Raw genomic sequence first — 3,335 nt, forward strand, 5'->3', positions numbered from 1 at the left:
ATCATCATTATGATGTGGGCTTCGATACTTGATCAAAGAGCGTTTAAAAAAGAACGTAACCGAAAAAAGGAACAGGATAAGACCTAATGGCGATTGCTCGTTTAAGTGTCAAAGTCGGTAAGGCAGGCAAAGCAGCACCGCATGCCGAATATATTGATCGGGATGAAGAAAAGAAGCTGAAACAGGAGCAGGCAGAAACCGACCTTGAACATAGTGCCTATGGAAATATGCCGAAATGGGCTGAACATAATCCGATTACCTTTTGGCAGGCAGCCGACCTTTACGAGCGCAAAAATGGCAGTACCTATCGAGAATATGAAATTGCCCTACCTAGAGAAATGAATGCCGAGCAACGCTTAGAACTGGTTGAGGACTTCATTCAGTCCGAGATCGGCTCAAAATATCCGTATCAATTTGCGATTCATAACCCTAAAGCAATGGACGGCAACGATCAGCCCCACGTCCACCTGATGTTTAATGAACGTCTGCAAGATGGAATCGAACGAGATCCGGAGCAATATTTCAAACGCTATAACAGCAAGAATCCTGAACGTGGCGGAGCTAAAAAAGACAATACCGGCAAGAGTTACCAGGAACGAAAAACTGATATTAAAGACCTACGCCAAAGATGGGCAGATTTATGCAACAGCCATTTAGAAAAACACCAAATTGACAGCCGTATTGATATGCGAAGCTATAAAGAGCAAGGCATAGACAAAGAACCTGAAAAAAAATTATTACCAAGCCAAGCCAAAGACCCTGAAATCAGGGAAGCCTTGCAACAGTCACGTACAGCCTACAAAGAGCTTGAGCGACTAGACTTAGGCGACCCGAAAAAAGACCTGAAAGAACTCAAAGACAGCCCAATTTCAGACAAAGAAATTAAACAGGGTATTGAGAGCTTTAAGGCTGATTTTGACAGCTTCAAACAACTTGCCTTACAGCAGTACAAAGAACAGCAGAAATTAGAACGAGAGCAACAGAAAACCATGAGTTATAAGGGGATGAGCCGATGACACCTGATGAAAAAAAGTTATATGCACTGATGGCAGTTGCAGAACAACAGCAGAACCTAGTCAATCAGGCTGTTAAAGAGCTTCAAATCACCGAAGAACGCATTCAAAAGGTCATAGCAGGGCAAACCCATAGTACCGTATCAAAATCGCTAAATACGGGCTTACAGGAGGGTACAGCGGAGCTTATTAAGACCGCCAAAGCACTTGGACATTTAAAAAACTCGATTGAATCAACCAGTGATCAATTTTCATGGAAAATCATCACTATCGTTTTAGGCATTTTCGCCATTCTTATGCTTGGCATCATTTGGCTGTTTAGTGTTTATATCAAACCTTTAGAAAATATCCCGCAGATCGAGAGCCTAAGACAGCAAGGCATTCAGTTTGATCTTGGAAGCTGTAAAGTCGATGGAGAATCTAAAACGTGTGTCCGAGTGATGAAAGAACAGTGCGGATATGGAAATGCTAAAGATTTTTGCGTGATAGACCCTAAATAACAAACATCTGAAAAAGAAAAAGCCCATTCAGTATTGAAACTCAATGGGCTTTCGCTTTATATTCAGCGGTACGCAGTTATTTGATGCGCTAACATCAAGTAACGAAGATCAGCAGAGCTACCAACTCGTGCAGATTTCACCACAAGGCTTGTACCTGAACTCTATTTTCACAATAAACAGTGTTTAGATCAAGACTCAAAATGATAAGTCTTCGTTAATACGTGTTTTTAATCATCAAATAAGCATCATAGATCGAGCTTTGCCTGCTTCTGCGTGTCCGTTTTACGGATTGGCATGCGTTGCATGTGGAGGGAATAAGTGTCACTGGTGCAACGTAGCGATAGTCGAAAGGCTAAACCGCTACAGGGGAATCTCACAAAAGCGGAGCGTTAAGAGTAGTTGTATAGGTTGGTTAAGTTGTATGTTGGGGAAACCCTCGCAGAGATACCGCCATACTTCGACAGGGAGCGTGTGGGGAGAGGTGCAAGACCTTTAGTCCTTGTCTGCATAGTTTGCAAAGCTATGTGCGGATACGACCGATATACGTGGCTCCGAAGCCAAAAGAATATGCGGTAAATCGGCAATACTTAAAGGATGCGTCATTTTTTTAAATGACCGCCTTTAGGGAGAGTATTGCCGAAACTCTCTCAACCGTTTCCAAAGCCAAAGCACGAAGTGCGACGCTTTGGGGGCGAGTTGAGAAGTTGAGAGCATTTGTTTTTTAGAGGGGGGTAAGAGGGCGGAATTATATTACACCCTCTTTTCTGCTTAGGCTATTTAAGTAGTAAAAGTATATCTTAATTAAATGCTTGTCTTAAAACTTCACCTTTTTCTGTAGAAGTTTGACTAGTCGTAGAGTTTTCATCATTTATGTCCAAAATATCTTTTCTTTTTTCGGGACCATAATATGAAATAAACTTACTTATAGATTTATCCCAAGCTAAATAACTGTTGTTATATTCAGATATAAAACGATATCCATCTTTTGATTTTTGAAGTCCTAAACCTTCACGACCTAACCAATAATTAAGTACATGATTGTATTTACCTGCCTCATTTTGAAAATAGATATCTATAAAGCCATCACTACTTCCAGTAAACATAGAGTAAGCACCTTCACAGGTAACTGCTGAAGATCGGATAATGTAATCTTTTAGTCCATCGCCATTAAAATCTACATTTACCAAAAATCCTTTATGGAAAGTGATTTTTGGATTTTTAATAGCCATTTCTTCATCTTCAGCTATACCTTGACATGCTTCAATATAATTAGTTTGGACTGCTTCTTTAATTTCTATAGGAAGCTTATTGAAAGGGATACTATTATTTTTTACAGGGATTTCTGCTAAAGAATTTGTACAAAAAATAGCGATGGATATGAAACCTATGAACTTTTTCATTAATAAACCTATTTATTTGAATTTTATAAAGATTAATAGGTATATCTGAAACCTTGTGCCATCATGCAATCTTGTATCATTTCAGCTTTTTCATTTTGATTTACTTTAGCTAAACCTACGTCATAGCGACATTTTGCTAAAGCATTATTAACATCGTGTGGAGTAATTCCTGCTTTTCTCCACATAGGTTGTGATGTACTACATGCAGAAAGTAAAAGTGTTGAAACAGCTAATGCCCCGATAATTGTTTTTTTCATAAAAAACTCTATAAAACTTAATAAAATAAGTTTTTGATTTTACCAAATAAATAAATTAAGTAATCAGTTAATTATTTTTTTTACGCTGATTTAAGGTTTCTTGTCCTAAATCCTTCCAAATTTGCCATTTCATATCATTTGGGTCTATTTCAGCAGTTTTTAGAA

The 3,335-nt window shown here is 38.6% G+C and carries 4 protein-coding genes and 1 pseudogene; 2 read left to right on the plus strand and 3 right to left on the minus strand.

From position 1 onward, the window contains the following. The first annotated feature begins 86 nt into the window (after positions 1–86). Together FTV42_RS15875 and FTV42_RS15880 are read left to right on the plus strand one after the other, a co-directional pair. The gene (locus FTV42_RS15875; protein ID WP_179996692.1) at positions 87–1,016 is read left to right on the plus strand and encodes a MobA/MobL family protein; all 930 of its coding nucleotides are present in this window, start codon (positions 87–89) and stop codon (positions 1,014–1,016) included. Further along, entirely contained in the window at positions 1,013–1,513 is a 501-nt protein-coding gene (locus FTV42_RS15880) for a hypothetical protein (RefSeq protein ID WP_179991827.1), read from the plus strand. Before FTV42_RS15875 ends, FTV42_RS15880 begins: the two co-directional genes overlap by 4 nt. Positions 1,514–2,310: 797 nt before the next feature. Here the strand turns inward: FTV42_RS15880 and FTV42_RS15885 are convergent. From FTV42_RS15885 to FTV42_RS17720, 3 genes and pseudogenes are all read right to left on the minus strand, one after another. Then, the gene (locus FTV42_RS15885; RefSeq protein ID WP_179995850.1) at positions 2,311–2,913 is read right to left on the minus strand and encodes a hypothetical protein; all 603 of its coding nucleotides are present in this window, start codon (positions 2,911–2,913) and stop codon (positions 2,311–2,313) included. A gap of 32 nt (positions 2,914–2,945) precedes the next feature. After that, positions 2,946–3,170 carry a hypothetical protein gene (locus FTV42_RS15890; RefSeq protein WP_018680094.1) on the minus strand — a complete coding sequence of 75 codons (225 nt, stop codon included), beginning with the start codon at positions 3,168–3,170 and terminating at the stop codon, positions 2,946–2,948. A gap of 67 nt (positions 3,171–3,237) precedes the next feature. Next, positions 3,238–3,335: pseudogene (locus tag FTV42_RS17720) on the minus strand (conjugal transfer protein TraD); the annotation flags it as partial.

Origin of the sequence: Acinetobacter sp. YH16052, assembly GCF_013417155.1 — a bacterium.
Lineage (GTDB): Bacteria > Pseudomonadota > Gammaproteobacteria > Pseudomonadales > Moraxellaceae > Acinetobacter.

Coding starts and splice junctions, on each gene's coding strand:
- FTV42_RS15875 (WP_179996692.1), top strand. CDS start 87: ATGGCGATTGCTCGTTTAAGTGTCAAAGTCGGTAAGGCAGGCAAAGCA.
- FTV42_RS15880 (WP_179991827.1), top strand. CDS start 1,013: ATGACACCTGATGAAAAAAAGTTATATGCACTGATGGCAGTTGCAGAA.
- FTV42_RS15885 (WP_179995850.1), bottom strand. CDS start 2,913: ATGAAAAAGTTCATAGGTTTCATATCCATCGCTATTTTTTGTACAAAT.
- FTV42_RS15890 (WP_018680094.1), bottom strand. CDS start 3,170: ATGAAAAAAACAATTATCGGGGCATTAGCTGTTTCAACACTTTTACTT.